This window comes from Bacillus sp. TE9106W (assembly GCF_054062215.1).
The window spans coordinates 106,031-121,903 of sequence record NZ_JBSSFA010000002.1 but is presented as its reverse complement, the minus strand read 5'-3'; the positions used below and the strand labels follow the sequence as shown (position 1 = coordinate 121,903).

Annotated in this window: 15 protein-coding genes; 5 read left to right on the top strand and 10 right to left on the bottom strand. The window is 36.6% G+C overall.

The genetic code is table 11. The annotated features are described in order from the left end of the window. Positions 1–7 precede the first annotated feature (7 nt). Together alsD and alsS are read right to left on the bottom strand one after the other, a co-directional pair. A complete protein-coding gene (alsD, locus tag ACVWY7_RS04170; protein WP_456523676.1) occupies positions 8–766 on the bottom strand; it encodes an alpha-acetolactate decarboxylase in 759 nt (252 codons plus the stop codon). Between the two features lie 16 nt (positions 767–782). After that, complete coding sequence (gene alsS / locus ACVWY7_RS04165) at positions 783–2,471, bottom strand: acetolactate synthase AlsS (protein ID WP_456523675.1); 1,689 nt, start codon at positions 2,469–2,471, stop codon at positions 783–785. 399 nt (positions 2,472–2,870) lie between these two features. On the opposite strand from alsS, the gene ACVWY7_RS04160 reads away from it, so the two are divergent. Together ACVWY7_RS04160 and ACVWY7_RS04155 are read left to right on the top strand one after the other, a co-directional pair. After that, complete coding sequence (locus ACVWY7_RS04160) at positions 2,871–3,431, top strand: HAAS signaling domain-containing protein (RefSeq protein ID WP_073524718.1); 561 nt, start codon at positions 2,871–2,873, stop codon at positions 3,429–3,431. A gap of 21 nt (positions 3,432–3,452) precedes the next feature. Further along, positions 3,453–4,049, top strand: a complete 597-nt coding sequence (locus tag ACVWY7_RS04155) for an NDxxF motif lipoprotein (RefSeq protein ID WP_000760963.1) — start codon at positions 3,453–3,455, stop codon at positions 4,047–4,049. Positions 4,050–4,090: 41 nt separating this feature from the next. Here ACVWY7_RS04155 and ACVWY7_RS04150 read toward each other — a convergent pair whose 3' ends face one another. Further along, entirely contained in the window at positions 4,091–4,447 is a 357-nt protein-coding gene (locus ACVWY7_RS04150) for a YlbF/YmcA family competence regulator (RefSeq protein ID WP_000164606.1), read from the bottom strand. A 141-nt stretch (positions 4,448–4,588) separates the two neighbouring features. After that, positions 4,589–5,725 carry a DUF445 domain-containing protein gene (locus ACVWY7_RS04145; RefSeq protein WP_139242306.1) on the bottom strand — a complete coding sequence of 379 codons (1,137 nt, stop codon included), beginning with the start codon at positions 5,723–5,725 and terminating at the stop codon, positions 4,589–4,591. Between the two features lie 134 nt (positions 5,726–5,859). On the opposite strand from ACVWY7_RS04145, the gene ACVWY7_RS04140 reads away from it, so the two are divergent. Both ACVWY7_RS04140 and ACVWY7_RS04135 read left to right on the top strand, forming a co-directional pair. After that, the gene (locus ACVWY7_RS04140; RefSeq protein ID WP_073524714.1) at positions 5,860–6,912 is read left to right on the top strand and encodes a YheC/YheD family protein; all 1,053 of its coding nucleotides are present in this window, start codon (positions 5,860–5,862) and stop codon (positions 6,910–6,912) included. 20 nt (positions 6,913–6,932) lie between these two features. Further along, positions 6,933–8,393 carry a YheC/YheD family endospore coat-associated protein gene (locus ACVWY7_RS04135; protein WP_105989973.1) on the top strand — a complete coding sequence of 487 codons (1,461 nt, stop codon included), beginning with the start codon at positions 6,933–6,935 and terminating at the stop codon, positions 8,391–8,393. 16 nt (positions 8,394–8,409) lie between these two features. Here the strand turns inward: ACVWY7_RS04135 and ACVWY7_RS04130 are convergent, their stop codons facing one another. Then, positions 8,410–8,655 carry a hypothetical protein gene (locus ACVWY7_RS04130; RefSeq protein WP_000510456.1) on the bottom strand — a complete coding sequence of 82 codons (246 nt, stop codon included), beginning with the start codon at positions 8,653–8,655 and terminating at the stop codon, positions 8,410–8,412. 356 nt (positions 8,656–9,011) lie between these two features. Between ACVWY7_RS04130 and sasP the strand changes: the two genes are divergently transcribed. Beyond that, positions 9,012–9,215 carry a small acid-soluble spore protein, SasP family gene (sasP, locus tag ACVWY7_RS04125; protein ID WP_000013338.1) on the top strand — a complete coding sequence of 68 codons (204 nt, stop codon included), beginning with the start codon at positions 9,012–9,014 and terminating at the stop codon, positions 9,213–9,215. A 51-nt stretch (positions 9,216–9,266) separates the two neighbouring features. On the opposite strand, the gene ACVWY7_RS04120 is transcribed toward sasP, so the two are convergent. The 5 genes from ACVWY7_RS04120 to ACVWY7_RS04100 form a co-directional block, all read right to left on the bottom strand. Then, entirely contained in the window at positions 9,267–10,001 is a 735-nt protein-coding gene (locus tag ACVWY7_RS04120; protein WP_000623606.1) for an amino acid ABC transporter ATP-binding protein, read from the bottom strand. A 28-nt stretch (positions 10,002–10,029) separates the two neighbouring features. Beyond that, complete coding sequence (locus tag ACVWY7_RS04115; protein ID WP_000281491.1) at positions 10,030–10,728, bottom strand: amino acid ABC transporter permease; 699 nt, start codon at positions 10,726–10,728, stop codon at positions 10,030–10,032. Then, on the bottom strand, positions 10,715–11,512 hold the full coding sequence (locus ACVWY7_RS04110; protein ID WP_000732848.1) for an amino acid ABC transporter substrate-binding protein: 798 nt from the start codon (positions 11,510–11,512) through the stop codon (positions 10,715–10,717). The genes ACVWY7_RS04115 and ACVWY7_RS04110 overlap by 14 nt, the downstream gene beginning before the upstream one ends. A gap of 272 nt (positions 11,513–11,784) precedes the next feature. After that, complete coding sequence (locus ACVWY7_RS04105; protein ID WP_046946806.1) at positions 11,785–13,785, bottom strand: ABC transporter ATP-binding protein; 2,001 nt, start codon at positions 13,783–13,785, stop codon at positions 11,785–11,787. Beyond that, complete coding sequence (locus ACVWY7_RS04100) at positions 13,782–15,542, bottom strand: ABC transporter ATP-binding protein (RefSeq protein WP_212114616.1); 1,761 nt, start codon at positions 15,540–15,542, stop codon at positions 13,782–13,784. Before ACVWY7_RS04100 ends, ACVWY7_RS04105 begins: the two co-directional genes overlap by 4 nt. Between the last annotated feature and the right edge of the window lie 331 nt (positions 15,543–15,873).

Sequence of the window (15,873 nt, the reverse complement as noted above, 5' to 3'; positions counted from 1 at the left end):
TCTCTTTTTACTCCGCACCTTCCGCAGTCGCAATATTGTCCTCTAAGTTTTCTCTAGATAATTCAGCCGCCATAAAGTCAGCTGTTTCTGGAAGTGCTAAATGCATATGAGCTTTTTGGCAAATTTGGATTGTACAGTTTTCAAGAACATAGTCGAAAACATGTCCGCCCCCGCTTCTTTCATCATCAATATAATGTAAGTGGAAACCAGCTACTCCAATACCTTGCGCATAATCTGGCGTCCAAAATCCAGCTAGCGTACCTTCTGTATTTTCAAATGAGAAGATTGGTTGTGATTTCGTCACTTCAACGAGTGGTGTATACGGTTTTTCTTGTCTTGGAACAGTTCTCGTTCTTACTTCGCGGAACGTACCATCCATTCGAATCGCATAAAATAGGTTTTTACTCGGCATTAATTCATGTAATAAAGCTTGCACTTCTTCACGATTCATCGGATGCTCCACTGTATAACTCATTTCTTTTTCAAAAAACGTTACAGTCGCAAATGGTGTTGTTTCCTCCGGCTCTACTTTTTCTGCTGAACCATCTGAACGTAAATGATAAAATTCGTTATCAAACGCGATCATTTCACCATCTAATTGATCAAATGTGCCGATGCCGAAATCACCACGTTCTTTTAGTTCCTCAAAGCTAATCACACCATCATATATACCATCTAATAGCGCAAGCATTGTAGATGTTTGATATACTTCATTACTCGTTTTCGTTTTTTTTGCATCAATATCAATTAATTGCGCAACAGTCATCTCAAATCTGCCTCCATTAGTTTAATTGGTTTGGTAATAATTTTTCACTTAATTTAATGTTATCACGGTAATCGATTGGAATATCAATAATGACAGGGCCGTCTGCTGCTAGTGCGGATTTTAATACACCTTCTAATTCATCAGGCGTGTTAACACGAAGACCTAACGCCCCGAAGCTTTCCGCATATTTCACAAGATCAACATCACCAAACTCTGTAGCTGATGTTCTGCCGTATTTCATCATTTGTTGGAATGCTACCATATCATATGTGCCGTCTCTCCAAACAAGATGGACGATTGGAGAATTTAAGCGTACCGCCGTTTCTAACTCCATCGCTGAGAATAAGAAACCACCGTCACCTGATACAGAAACTACTTTCTTACCTGGTTCTACTAAAGTAGCAGCGATTGCCCAAGGAAGTGCAACACCTAACGTTTGCATACCGTTACTAAATAATAATCTACGTGGTTCATAAGAACGGAAACATCTCGCCATCCAAATAGAATGGGAACCGATGTCACATGTAACTGTTGTATCGTCACTAATTAAAGAACGAAGTGTACGAATCACTTGAAGCGGATGTGTAACACCTTCTGAAGCACGATTTGGAACTTCTGCTTGTTCTGATAATTTCGCGCGTAATCGTTCTAACACTGCTTCTGATTTCGTACTTAATACAAGTTTCGGTAATTTCTCCGCGATGCTATTTACAGTTAGAGCGATATCACCAATTAATTCACGCTCTGGTTGGTAATCGTGGTCGATATCTGCTTGATGGTCATCAAGATGAATAATTGTTCTGTCCCCAAGTTTATTCCAGAACTTTGGATCATACTCAATTGGGTCATAACCGATAGAAATAACAAGGTCCGCTTCTTCTAGTAAAATATCACCTGGTTGGTTACGGAATAATCCAACGCGGCCGAAGAAATGATCTTCTAATTCACGTGAAATCGCACCAGCTGCTTGATATGTTTCAACGACAGGAAGTTCTGTATCCGCAATTAATTCACGAACAGCTTTCGTCACTTCATTTGTGCTTGCTCTCATACCAAGTAAAATAACCGGCAATTTCGCTGCTTTTATTTTTTCTACTACGTATGTAATATCATGTGTGGGAGCGATTCCAAGTTGTGGCTTAGAAAGCGCACCGATAGACTCTACATTCGTTTCCGCAGTCATAACGTCTTGCGGAAGACTTACTAAAGTAGCGCCTGGATTTGTGGAAGTCGCACTTCGAAATGCATTTGATAATGCTTCTGGCACATTATCAGGATGCTCTACTTCTACGCTATATTTTGTGATTGGTTCGAATAGTGCAGCATTATCCATAGATTGGTGCGTACGTTTTAATCGATCTGTACGCGGAACTGCACCAGCTAAAGCAACAACGGGATCACTCTCCGCATTCGCAGTAACAAGACCTGTCGCTAAATTTGATGTCCCTGGTCCTGAAGTTACAAGACATACGCCCGGTTTTCCTGTTAATCTACCAATCGCAGCTGCCATAAATGCTGCATTTTGTTCATGACGACAAACAATTAACTCTGGTCCTCTTTCCTGCAGTACATCAAATACAGAGTCAATCTTCGCTCCTGGAATACCGAAAACATGTGTAACACCTTGTTTAATTAAACAATCAACAACAAGATCTGCTCCTTTTGTTTTTGTCTTCACGTCGTTTGCTTTTACATCTGTACTCAAACTAATCATTCCTTTATTTCATAATGTGTGTAATAAAGATTTTTAATTTCACCTTGTTAATTAATGTGGTGAAGTATTATTCATCATTATATTACAAATGCATTATTTTTCCAAGAATATGAATATGACATTATTTTGACAAACACTAGGGAATGCGCTTACAACCCTTTGTTTATCCTAAAATAATATTTTTATATCTCCTCGAAAAAAGCTCAAAAAACTTCCATCTCATCACAGTATTAAAAAAATAATAGTACCTTGCAAAGAACACTACTAAATGATATATTTGTAAATATTGGAACACCCATTAATTGGAATACTTTTTGTAATTCGTATCCCCTTTTCAAAAGATAAGATTCTCAGCTTTCATTCATCATTCTATAAAGGAAAGTGATTGTTATGAACAAAAGTGAATTTTTAGACCAACTTAGTTCTTCCCTGCGGAATATGCCTAATGCAGAAAAGAAAGATATTATTTCAGAGTACGAGACTCATTTTATCAGTGGTAAACAAGATGGAATATGTGAAGAAGAAATTTCTAAAAAATTAGGAAACCCTAAAACAATCGCTAAAGAACTTAATGTTTCCTATGCAATAAGCAATGCTGACAATAAACGAAGCTTTAAAAATATGATAATCGCACTATTTTCTGTTATGAGCTTAAGTGTTTTAAACTTTGCCTTTATCTTTGTCGCCTTTTTCGTACTACTCTTTTTATTACCTTTTCTTCTAGCACTGATCATTGCCACTCCAGTATTAATTATTTCACCTATTTTATTAATAGGTTTAGGAATTTTTAAAGGGTTTCATCAAATTAGTTATTCCGATGTTTATAATGTGTTCATCGCTTTTTGCGTCGGTTTACTCATATCCGTCATATCTTACCAAATGGTCAAACATATATACGCACTTTTAGTAAAGTATTTGAAATGGAATATAGCTATTTTACAAAGACACTAATGAATGTAAAAGGAGATTAAAATGAAGAAATATACTTTATATTCACTCATGCTACTTACTCTTTTATTTCTATCAGCTTGTTCAAACAATGCACAACCTAAGGAAGAAAACGATGTACAATCTATTAAAGGTGTTACGGTTAAAATTCCAGAAACGATATTCACTTCCTCAAAAAAGAATGAAACGATTAATGAAGATGAAATGAAACAAAATATAAAAACTTATTTAGATTATAGCGAAGAGTTATACGAAAACATCGTTCCACTTTCATCAGCCATGTCTGACGAGAAGGTTACTGAATCCGACCGAGAGAAATTACAAAAACTAATAGATTTAGCTCAACAAAACGATGCGAACTTCCATCATTTTATTAGTAACAATACGATTCCTCATGATTATAAACAACCTTCGAAGGAAATTCATGATTACATTTCATCGTCTACGGCACTTTCAGTAGAACTAGAGCAAGAATTAGACAAACTCGCTGAAGATGGTAACTTGTTCAAGACTGATTTTTCTTTTACAAAACGCTTTGAGAAAGTGAATGGTAGGAAGCAAAAAGAGATTGAAAAGTTTTTGAAGGAGAAGAATATTGAAACGGAGTATTTCAAAAAATAACAAACAAAAAAGACGCCCCTATACTAGGGCGTCTTCTCTCATTACGCTTGTTGTTGCGCGCTATATAATTCTTCAAGTGGCTTCATGATAATTTTGTTAACGTCGCCGATTACAACGTTTAGGCGTTGCTCAGTTTCCATTAACTTTGTAATTTTAGCATCTTGTTGAATGCGAACTACAACTTCTTGTGCTTGTTGGTTGTCTTCTTCAGTGATTTCTTGGCCTTGCATCATTTTTTGTTGTAGGCTAAGTTGCATTGTGCGGAACTCATCAAATAAGTTCTTTGAAGCTGCATCAGCTTGAACTGCTGCGTAGCTCTCTTTTAACGTTTTGAAGTCATCGTTTTCAGCGATTGCTTTTTGTAATTCATATGCTACATCATGAATGTTTTTTGTCATTTTATTTTCCTCCTTTAGAAGGCTAGCGCTTTTCATACGCACTGCCTTTTACGTGCATTTACATACGCACCTCTTCTTACCATATCAAACTATGCAAGAGATGTGAAGAAATTTCACTTTTATTTGTATGTACGTATTTTATTATTTCAGAAACAACAGTAATAACCCTTGCACGATTCCAATCATACCGCCTAATAAGGCACCTAAATACGTAATCATTTTTAGTTCATTTTTTGTAATGGACAGAACTAACTCTTCTAGTCTCTCCGTTGAAAATGTAGATACTTCTTGTTGGACAATTTCCGCTAAGTGGAGATTATTTAGTATACTTTCTACGTTTTCTGCCCCCCACTCCAAGCCTTTCGTTACTGCGCCTGGAACTACCTTTTCAATAATTGTTTCCCGAACCGGCTCACATACTTGCTGCACAGATTGATTTAAAAATTTACCCACTGTTTCCTCAACTTTAACTGCAGACAATATGGAGCTTGCAATCATTTCTTTTTCTACAAACGTTTCTACTTCTTTTACATCTCTTCCTTTTAACTTCTCCCACTCTTTTTGCAGTACATCAGTTAAAAGCTGCTTTGTGCCATCCTGCCCTAAAAACTTAATAACTTCTGGCTGCACACGATCCACTACACTTACATTCCCTAAAAACATTCCGACTAAGTTAAGCAATGCTCCTCTAGAAGCAAAGAAATCATCAATCATTTTTGAAAGACGAGATTTCCCTTCTTCACTTTCAAAAAAATGAATTGCTCGCTTTAAAATAAACGCCGAGACATTTGGAATTGCATTCTCTATTTTTTCATGAACAGAATGAGGTAAAGCTTGTTCCCATGTATATGTATAGTACTCTTCTAAAAATGCCTGAATCTTTTCTGTAATCACCTGTTCGATTTTCTCAGTTGCTTCTTTTTCTACATGCGCTACGTCCCATTTTTCTAACATGTGTCGCAGTGACTGTTCATTCGCCATTACTTTATCTACTTCTACTTGTGCCCAGTGGATTAAACCTTTTTGAAACTCTTCATTTGTTAACTTCTTGCCGATTCCTTCTGGCGTTAACAAATGTTCTACAACCATTTTCCCTAATTGAACAGCAAGCTCATCGCGGCGCTTCGGAATTAATCCTGGTGTAAATGGCACTTGAAACTTCCCAATATATATAGGGCGATGAGGACGAAATAACATTTTTATTGCTAAATGATTTGTAAATCCTCCAATAATTGCTCCGAGCCCTGTCGTCGTTAACATACTTAACCATATATTCATTACAATCAACCTTTCGCTTCTCCAAAACTATAGCATATCATCATACGGACAAAAGTATAATGGTATAAAAACGTATTTGCAATATATAGCTTCGCCTATTGTGCCAACATTTTGTTAGTAAAGGAGTGATTTCGTTGGTTCTCGGTATTTTAACTTCTCACCCTCATTATGAGCAAACGTATTACACCGAAATCGCTAAACGCGCTCGGCTTTATCATAATGTCGTTGCCCAGTTTACGCCGTTTGGTATTGATCCTAAAACAGCTCTTATTTCTGGTCTGATTTATGATACAGATACAGGAAAATGGAAAGAGCAAACATTCCCTATTCCTTCTTATATATACGATCGTTCTTCTTTTAACGAGGAAACAGACGTCGAAAAAGCAAAGTCAATTATTTGCTCATTACACAATCGTCCTTCCACTACCTTTTTAAATAACACACTCATTGACTTAAGCAAACTACATGATGTATTTCTCACGAATAAAAAATTATCTCCTTATATACCGAAATTTGAAATAGCAACGATACAAAATATTTTCAAACTGTTATTAAAAACAAAAGATATTATTATACGTCCTACTAACGCACATTCCAGTGAAAGTTTGTACCGGGTCGTTTATAAAAATAAAACGTTTCATGTTGATACAATAAATGATGCCTATCATATTTCTACTCCAATTAAACGGACAGATGAATTTATATTTTGGTACAAATCTAATATACGATCAGCACGTTACATGACGCATACGATGCTGCAACCTCCAAATCAATTAACATACCCACTCCATATTCGAACCATTTTACAAAAAAATAAAGAACAGAAATGGGACGTTATCGGTCAGTTTATACAAAAAAGTTCATTTCCGAATCAACTTTTACTATCGGCACCGGAAGATTCCTCGCTACATGCATTTTCAAAAATTAAATACGTACTTTCTAGTACTGGTGTACAATTATTACAAGACGCTTTACAAGACATTATAACTGAAGTGTTTCAAACGCTAGATGCATCTTATTCTTCATTATTCGAGCTAGAGCTTTCCACTATTATGGATCAAAAAGGGGCAATTTGGCTTATGTATGTCAACACGATTCCCCCTTACGAACATTACATTCGTCATAGTGATTCATTAGCCGAAAAAATATATCACGGACCATTAAAATTCAGTCGCTTTACACCATAATGAAAGGGGGGAAATCTATTTTGAAAGAACATATATATACATTAAACATTTCAGATGAACATCCAAATAGTATTACTTTACCTTATATTTTTTCTATTACACCACCAATTACATCCCTTTCCTTTGGTCTACGCCATGTTGCAAGTGAAGAGGTAAAAATTCATTATTCCTTTACTCGCGAAATCATAATTGGAAAACAAATTGCTGAAAAACTTTTACTGCCTCATTCCACTACTATCCATGCATTCACACAAAATGAAACGATTATTTTCGGACCATTAATCGGGATTTTCACAACTGGTTTTAACGATGACACTTCTAATCCTTTAGGGAAACGCTCCACTTCTCTTGGCGAATTACTAACGCCACCATTCACCTTACGACCATTTGTATTCGTTTTTGGTGTGCAACATATAGACTGGGAGGATGAAACAATTGAAGGGTATTTCTTTCAAGAGGAAAAGTGGATAAAGAAAAAGGTTCCTTTACCGAATGTCATTTACGATCGATTACCAAATCGGAAAGCCGAAAATTATAAACCGATTGTAAGAGCAAAAAGAAAGCTAGAGCATGACTATGCTATTCCATGGTTTAACCCAGGGTTTTTTAATAAATGGGAAGTACATCAACTTCTTATGAAAGATGAATCCATTATGCCGTTATTACCAAGCACAGAAACATTTCAGCACTTCGAACAAGTGGAACGATTTCTCGGAACGTATAAATCAATTTACATGAAACCGATTCATGGTAGCTTCGGTAGAAATATTCATCAACTATTTTATTCTCAAACAGAGAATTGCTACTACTGTCGTTATCGCGAAAATGAAGAAAATAAACTAAGAAAGTACCAATCATTAGAAACGCTTCTGAACCATGTGTTAAAAGGACATGATTTAAAAAAATTTATCGTCCAACAAGGTATTTCCTTACTTCGCTTCGATGGGCAACCTGTTGATTTTCGCATTCATACAAATAAAAATCATTTCGGCCAATGGATGGTCAGTGCAATCGTGGCAAAAATTGCTGGCAAAGGTAGCTTAACAACGCATGTAAATAGCGGTGGCGATACAAAATTGCTACAAGAACTTTTTCCTGATTCAACGAAACAAATTCAAATTGAAAATAAATTAAAACATACAGCCTTACAAATTAGTTACGCGCTCGATGAACAAGTAACCGGAAATATTGGAGAAATCGGTTTTGATATCGGTTTAGACACGCAGGAAAACCCATGGCTCTTTGAAGCAAACTCTAAACCAGGGCGAACTGTGTTCCAAGATGCCAAGTTAAAAGAACAAAGTGAACTAACGCGCCAATTATTTTACGAATATGCCATCTACTTAACTGAACATTCTTTGCGCGATACAAAAGAAAAAATGTCTCAAATAAAATCAGAGACTTCCTCAAACAACGAGCATATTCCGTCTCCTATGATTCACTCACAAATACAAAAACAAAAACTTCCACCTCATTCATAAGGTGGAAGTTTTCTATTTACACGAGTTTTACTACAACCTCTGTTTCCACGTTACATACTCCGCAATAAAAAATATGATTGCAATATTCATTTGAATTATTATGTGTCAATCCATCTACTGCACTTAATAATTCTTGGTCCATATACGCACTATAATCGTCTATGTAATCTACAGCCTTCCCATAATCTTGGAGTATACTTTGGCAATTTTGACAAGAATATGTTTGTAATTCTAATGCGTTGCAAAGCGGGCAAATTCCCATCACGATTCCTCCATATAATTGTATCTAGCTACGTATAGGAGCGGCTTGCCCCTTTCTTACTTACATTTGCCTCAAAATAGCAGGATACAAAAAGAAAAATATATTTCATATCGCTCTTAGTTTAGCCTTCTTTCTAAAAAATACAACGATTACTCTTATTTCATAATTTACGAAATCACTAAGAATTTTTTACAAAATTTACAAATTATTATTTCGTATATCTTTCTAGGTAACATCCATACTATGAGTACAAACTTAATTACCGATGGATTAGCGCCAAACGGGGCGATAATCTGGTTCAACTCCAGCTAGTCCAACCAAAAAAATTTTTATAACTCTAAGGAGGATATATTCCTATGGCAAACCAAAATTCTTCAAATCAATTAGTAGTACCAGGAGCAACAGCTGCAATCGACCAAATGAAGTACGAAATCGCTCAAGAATTTGGTGTACAATTAGGAGCAGATTCTACAGCTCGTGCTAACGGTTCTGTTGGTGGCGAAATCACAAAACGTCTAGTTGCAATGGCTGAGCAAAGCCTTGGCGGATTCCACAAATAAATATATATGGCAAAAAGGTCTCAAGGCATATGCCTTGAGACCTTCCTTCATTTATTGCAACATTTGTAAAAACTTCTTCGTACGTTCTTCTTTTGGATTTGTAAATACATCTTCTGGTGTACCTTGTTCGACAACGACACCGCCATCCATGAAAATAACACGGTTCGCAATTTGATGTGCAAAGCGCATTTCGTGCGTTACAATGACCATTGTCATGCCTTCTTTAGCAAGTTCTTTCATGACCTTCAGAACTTCTTGAACTAGCTCAGGATCAAGCGCTGACGTCGGCTCATCAAATAGTAACACTTCTGGTTCCATTGCAAGCGCGCGAGCAATTCCAACGCGCTGTTGTTGTCCGCCTGATAGTTGGAACGGATATAAATCCACTTTATCTGCTAAACCAACTTTTTCAAGGAAATAGTTTGCTTTTTTCTTCGCTTCATCTTTCCCCATCTTTTTCACTGTAACGAGCCCTTCCATTACATTTTGAAGTGCTGTTAAATGCGGGAATAGATTATGGTGCTGGAATACCATGCCTGTTTGCGTACGAAGGTTGACAATATCTTTCTTCGTTACTTTTTGAGAGAAGTTAAGTTCTTTATTACCGATACGAATATTACCAGCGTTTGGCGTTTCTAATACATTGAGACAACGCAGGAATGTCGTTTTACCAGATCCAGACGGCCCGATAATAACAACAACCTCGCCCTTCTCAACTGTTAAATCTATATGCTTTAGTACGGTATTATCTCCGAAACTTTTTTGTAAGTGCTGAATTGAAATCATAAAAACAAAAACTCCTTTTGTAAAAGGATTATTTTAATGTGTAGCGTTCTGAACGCTTTTCTAACATCTGTTGTACGATTGATAATAAGAAACAAATAACCCAATAAATAAGACCTGCTTCAAAATAAACAATTAAAAACTCATAGTTCATTGCCGCAATTTCCTGCGCTTTTCGGAACATTTCTGTTACTAAAATTAACGATGCTAATGAAGTATCTTTCACTAAGCTAATAAATGTATTCGAAAGCGGCGGGATTGATACACGCGTTGCTTGCGGTAAAATAACACGTTTTAACGCTTGTGGATATGTCATCCCAATTGTATAAGCTGCTTCCCACTGCCCTTTCGGAATGGAAAGGATAGAAGCACGAATAATTTCAGATGCATACGCACCGACATTTAATGAAAATCCAATCACTGCTGCTGTATATGGCTCAACTTCAACATTAAGAGTTGGAAGGCCATAGAAAATAATAAATAATTGTACAAGAAGTGGCGTTCCGCGAATGATAGATACATAGATACGAGCAATCCATTGTAAAATACGACTACCTGAAATACGTGCAAGCGCCGTTAACGTCGCAAGTATAATCCCGATAATAAATGTAATAAGCGTTAATGGAATTGTCGTAAAAACAGCTTCCTTCAGCATAGGCATGAAGGAAGACTGCATAATATCTATCCAAGTAGACAATCGATCTGAAGCCAATGCACTACTTAGATACATTTTCACCGAACCATTTTTTCGCTATTTTGTCATACGTACCATCTTTTTTCATATCTTCTAACGCTTTATCTACTTCTTGTACTAGCTTGTCGCTACCTTTACGGAATAAGAATCCACTTTGTGACGCTTCTTTTTCTGTATCTACAATTTTAATTTTTGCATCTTTTTTCGTTTCTAAATAGTTTAACACTGATAATTTATCATTAATTGTGAAATCAACGCGGCCAGTGTTTAATAATTCTGCAGCTTGGCTAAAGCCTTCTACATTCGTAATTTCCGCACCGTTTTTCTTAGCAATATCTGCATAGTTACTTGTTAAAGATTGTGCTGCTTTTAATCCTTTTACATCAGCAAATGTAGCAGGTTTATCTTTATCTTTTGCAATAACTAATACCGCTGAAGATGAAACGTATGGTTTAGAGAAGTCGTATTTCTTTTGACGATCTTCACGAATACCAACTTCGTTTGCAACCATATCAAAACGTTTTGCATCTAAACCAGCAAGTAAGCTATCCCATTGTGTTTCTTTAAATACAGGTTTTACTCCTAAACGTTTTGCAACTTCTTCTGCTAATTCAACGTCAAATCCAGTTAATTTATTGCTTGAATCGTGGAACGTAAATGGTGGGTATGTACCTTCTGTACCAATTACAAGTTCACCGCTTTGTTTAATCTTTTGTAATGCGTCTTGACTAGCTGTATCTTTTTTCTCTTCTTTACCGCAGCCGGCTACAATCCCGATCGCTAATGTAGTTACTGCAAGTACTGAAAATAATTTCTTCATGATGATAATCCTCCAAGTATTCTGATAGGAATTTAAAAACTATATTGATTGTATGCAATCTTGAACAATTTTTCAATGAAAATGTTCTTATTTAGTTTATCCTTTTTCTTCATAATCAAACAAAATTGAAAAATAACCGTACATACAAAAAATAAGTAACATTTTTTAATATAGCATTTATTGTACGAAAGGTAAAATAATACTTCTTATTTAATTGCCGTAATTCACTAAAAAAAGAACTTGTGAAAATCACAAGTTCCTCCCCATACCTATTAAGCACTCTGGTTCCCTTCCATTTGCGTTTTGTACATATCGTAATAACGCCCGCGCTTTTTCATTAGTTCATCGTGAGACCCTTTTTCTAAAATGGTTCCTCTATCAAGCACAATAATTTGATCTGCGCTTTTAATTGTTGAAAGTCGGTGAGCGATAATAAATGTCGTTCTTCCTTTTTTCACAACTTCTAGCGCTTGTTGAATCATCGCCTCTGTTTCTGTATCGATACTCGACGTAGCCTCATCTAATATTAAAATGGCTGGGTCAAAAGCGAGCGCCCTAGCAAACGATATAAGCTGACGTTCTCCGGTTGAAAGTGTACTTCCTTTCTCCGTAATTTCTTCATTTATATTGTTCGCAAATCTTTCAGCACCTACATCACGCAATGCTTTTACGATGCGCTCTTTTGAAATGTTTTCATTTTCTAAACTTACATTAGATGCTACTGTTCCGCTAAATAAAAACGGGTCTTGCAGTACGATTCCCATATGTTCACGAGTTGCTTGTTTCGGCATCTCTTTTACATCATGACCGTCAATCGTAAGCTTTCCTTTTTCAAACTCGTAAAACTGAAAGAGTACGTTCATAATAGAACTTTTCCCTGATCCAGTATGCCCGACAAGTGCCACTGTCTCACCTTGTTTCGCTTCAAATGATATATTTTTTAACACTTCATCTTTTCCATTATAAGAAAATGACACATTATCAAACTTCACATTTCCTTGTAAGCGAGGCATACGCTCTTCTTCTACTGTCTCTCCCTTTTCCTCTAACAGTTCGAAAACGCGCTCGGATGCAACGCGCGATTGTTCTAAGTTAGCAAGCTGATTCACCATATTTGTAATCGGTGAGAACAATCGTGTTAAATAATCAACGAACGCATACAGTATCCCTAGAGAAATGAATCCTGAAGCACTTAATGAAGCACCACCGAAATACCAGATCACACCTGTGAAAGCGATATTTCTTAATACACCTACTAAATTATGAGAAGTTGCTGCATTTAAATTTAAAATTTTATTTTGATACTTAAAATAATCACCATTTAATTCTTCAAACTCTTTTTTCGTTTCACGCTCTTGACGGAACGCTTGAATAATTGGCATCCCTTGAATGGATTCATTCACTGTTCCGTTAATATCAGATAAACGCGAACGCATTTTATGATTGTATACAGACGCATATTTTCTATATAAAATGGCCCAAACAATTAAAATCGGGATAATAAGTAAACATAACGTCGCCAATTTTACATCGAGTAAAAATAGCGCGGCAAATATCCCAATAATATAGATGATACTAGAAACGAATGTCGCAAGTACCGTTACGTATAGATCACGAATGGCTTCCGTATCATTCGTCACGCGCGATACAATTTTCCCCGCCGGTAAATGATCAAAATACCGAATCGGCAACGTTTGGATATGAGAAAAGACATCTTCCCTCATAATTTGAATAATTTTGTTCGCCGCTTTCTGCAAGAAAAATTGCTTTCCGTATGCAAACAATGAAACGACTACTAATAAAGCAAAATAGCCTCCACCAAGTAATAATAGTCGGTTTATTTCTGGTTTATAAAACGCAAACACTTCTTCTTTCGTTAATGCTTTCGCTTTATACACTTGCACTGCCTTACCATTTTGAACGGTAATCATATCCCCTTTTACAGTACGTGATCCTTCAGCATTCACTTTATTCGGCACAAAGTAATATTGAAAACCGACTTGCATCACGCGTACTTCTTTTCCTTTTTTCTCACCTTGTTCAAAGCGATCACTTCTCTTATAAAAGGCGCCATTATACGAAACAGCCTCTTCACTCTTTTCTGTTTCATACCAAGGTTTCTCTATTCCAACGATATGATCATCAATCATCGTTTTCGCGACGAAAGGACCAGCAAGCTCTGCGATGACGAAAATAAATAACATTAGCATCGCTGCAAAAATTGTTCCTTTTACTTTCATTGCGTATTGAAACAATCGTTTTGAAACGCTCATATTTTCACCCCACTATCCGCACTTTCACTTTCACCTTGTTGTCTTTCAAACTGCTCCGCATACCAGCCTCCCTTTTGGATAAGCTGATCATGCGTACCTTCTTCCATTACTTCTCCCTCATCCATAACGAGAATCCAATCCGCATGTTGTACGGCAGATAAACGGTGCGTCGTAATAATCGTCGTCTTTCCGCTTCTCTCTGTTCTTATATTTTCAATAATCGCCGCTTCCGTACGAGCATCAACAGCTGATAAAGAATCGTCCAAAATTAAAATTTCTGGATTTTGAATAACAGCTCGTGCAATTGAAATCCTTTGTTTTTGCCCTCCTGATAAAGAAACACCTTTCTCTCCAACAAGCGTTTCTAACCCTTCTGGCAAAAACTCTAAATCCTTTTTAAACGCCGCAATTTCAATCGCTTTCTCAAGTTCTTCTTCCGTCGCTTCCCTATTTCCGAATAAAATATTTTCCCGCGCTGTTTTTGAGAATAAAATATGTTCCTGCGGTACATAACCAATCCACCCAAGTACATTTTCATTCGTCATTTTATCTAATGTCACATCAGAGACTGCAATATCCCCATCTCCAAGCGGATATTGGCGAAGAAGCTGACGTACAAGCGTCGTTTTTCCGCTTCCGGTTTTTCCAACAACCCCAAGCGTTTCCCCTTGTTTTAATGTAAACGAAACCTTTTTTAAATTTGTTTCAGTTGATGAAGGATATGAAAAGGTAACATCATCAAACTGAATATAATCCGGCTCTTGTACAAGCTTTGGATGTTTCGGATCCTTTATATCTGGTTCATACGCTAACGTTTCATTTACACGATCGAGTGATGCATTTCCTCTTTGCATAACATTAATTAATTCCCCAATTGCAAACATCGGCCAAATCATCATCCCTAAATACACGTTAAAGGAAACAAGTTCACCGAGTGTTACCTTTGATTGAAATACAAGGTACGCGCCATACACTAAACCAATTAAATAACTAAGGCCGACAAGCATTTTCACAGTTGGCTGGAATAATGCATCGATTCTTGCTACCTTCATATTTTTTTCGTAGACGTCATCTCCTAAATGATGAAATCTTTCCTGATCTGCGTTCTCTTGTACATACGCACGAATAACGCGCACGCCAGCGATCGATTCTAGTACTTTATCGTTCATATCACCGAACGCATCTTGCGCAACTGTAAATCTTTCATGCAATTTCTTTCCATATATATTCATCGCATATGCCATAATTGGAAGTGGTATAAGTGCCGCAAATGTAAGCTCCCAACTAATTGTAAATCCCATCATAAAGACAATCGTAAGCATATATAAACTCGAATCCACGAGCGTTAATATACCGAAACCAGCTGTCATAGCGATTGCTTTTAAATCATTCGTTGCTCTCGCCATTAAATCACCAGTACGATTTTTTTGGTAAAAAGTCGGCGTCATCTTAAGTAAATGCCCCATAAATTTAGAGCGCATCGTTTTCTCAAGCACGAATGCACCGCCAAACAATTGATGTTGCCATACGAAAGTGAGGCCATATCCAACTATCGTAACCCCAATTAAAATAAGAATAGACTGTATAATAGCTTCGTTCGATAACGTTCCTGTTTTTATATTATCTATCGTAACCCCTAACACTTTCGGGGGGATAACTTCCACTATATTCACAATTAAAAGAGCTCCAATGGCGATACTATATCTCTTCCAGTGCTCCTTAAAAAACCACTTTAACTTTAGTAATACTGAAAACAATGTAATCTCTCCCTTCTCGTTCTCGTTTATCTCTCATTTCTCTATCCGCTATCCAGACCCATTACATTTACATTCCGTAACCCATACAATCTCATCACATTTTTCCACCTTCCAAAGTTTTATTTAGTAACATGGAAAATAAACAAAAAAAAGCATACCGCCGCTTGACGATATGCACAAAAATGCATAAAAGCGTACGTTACGATATACGCAACGTACGCTTTTTATAAGACAAAAATGCCCTATATATCCGCACGGGTTGCGTAATGATATAAATGTTTTCTGCCATTTAACAGAGCTAAACCCATTACATTTACGATTACAATCATTA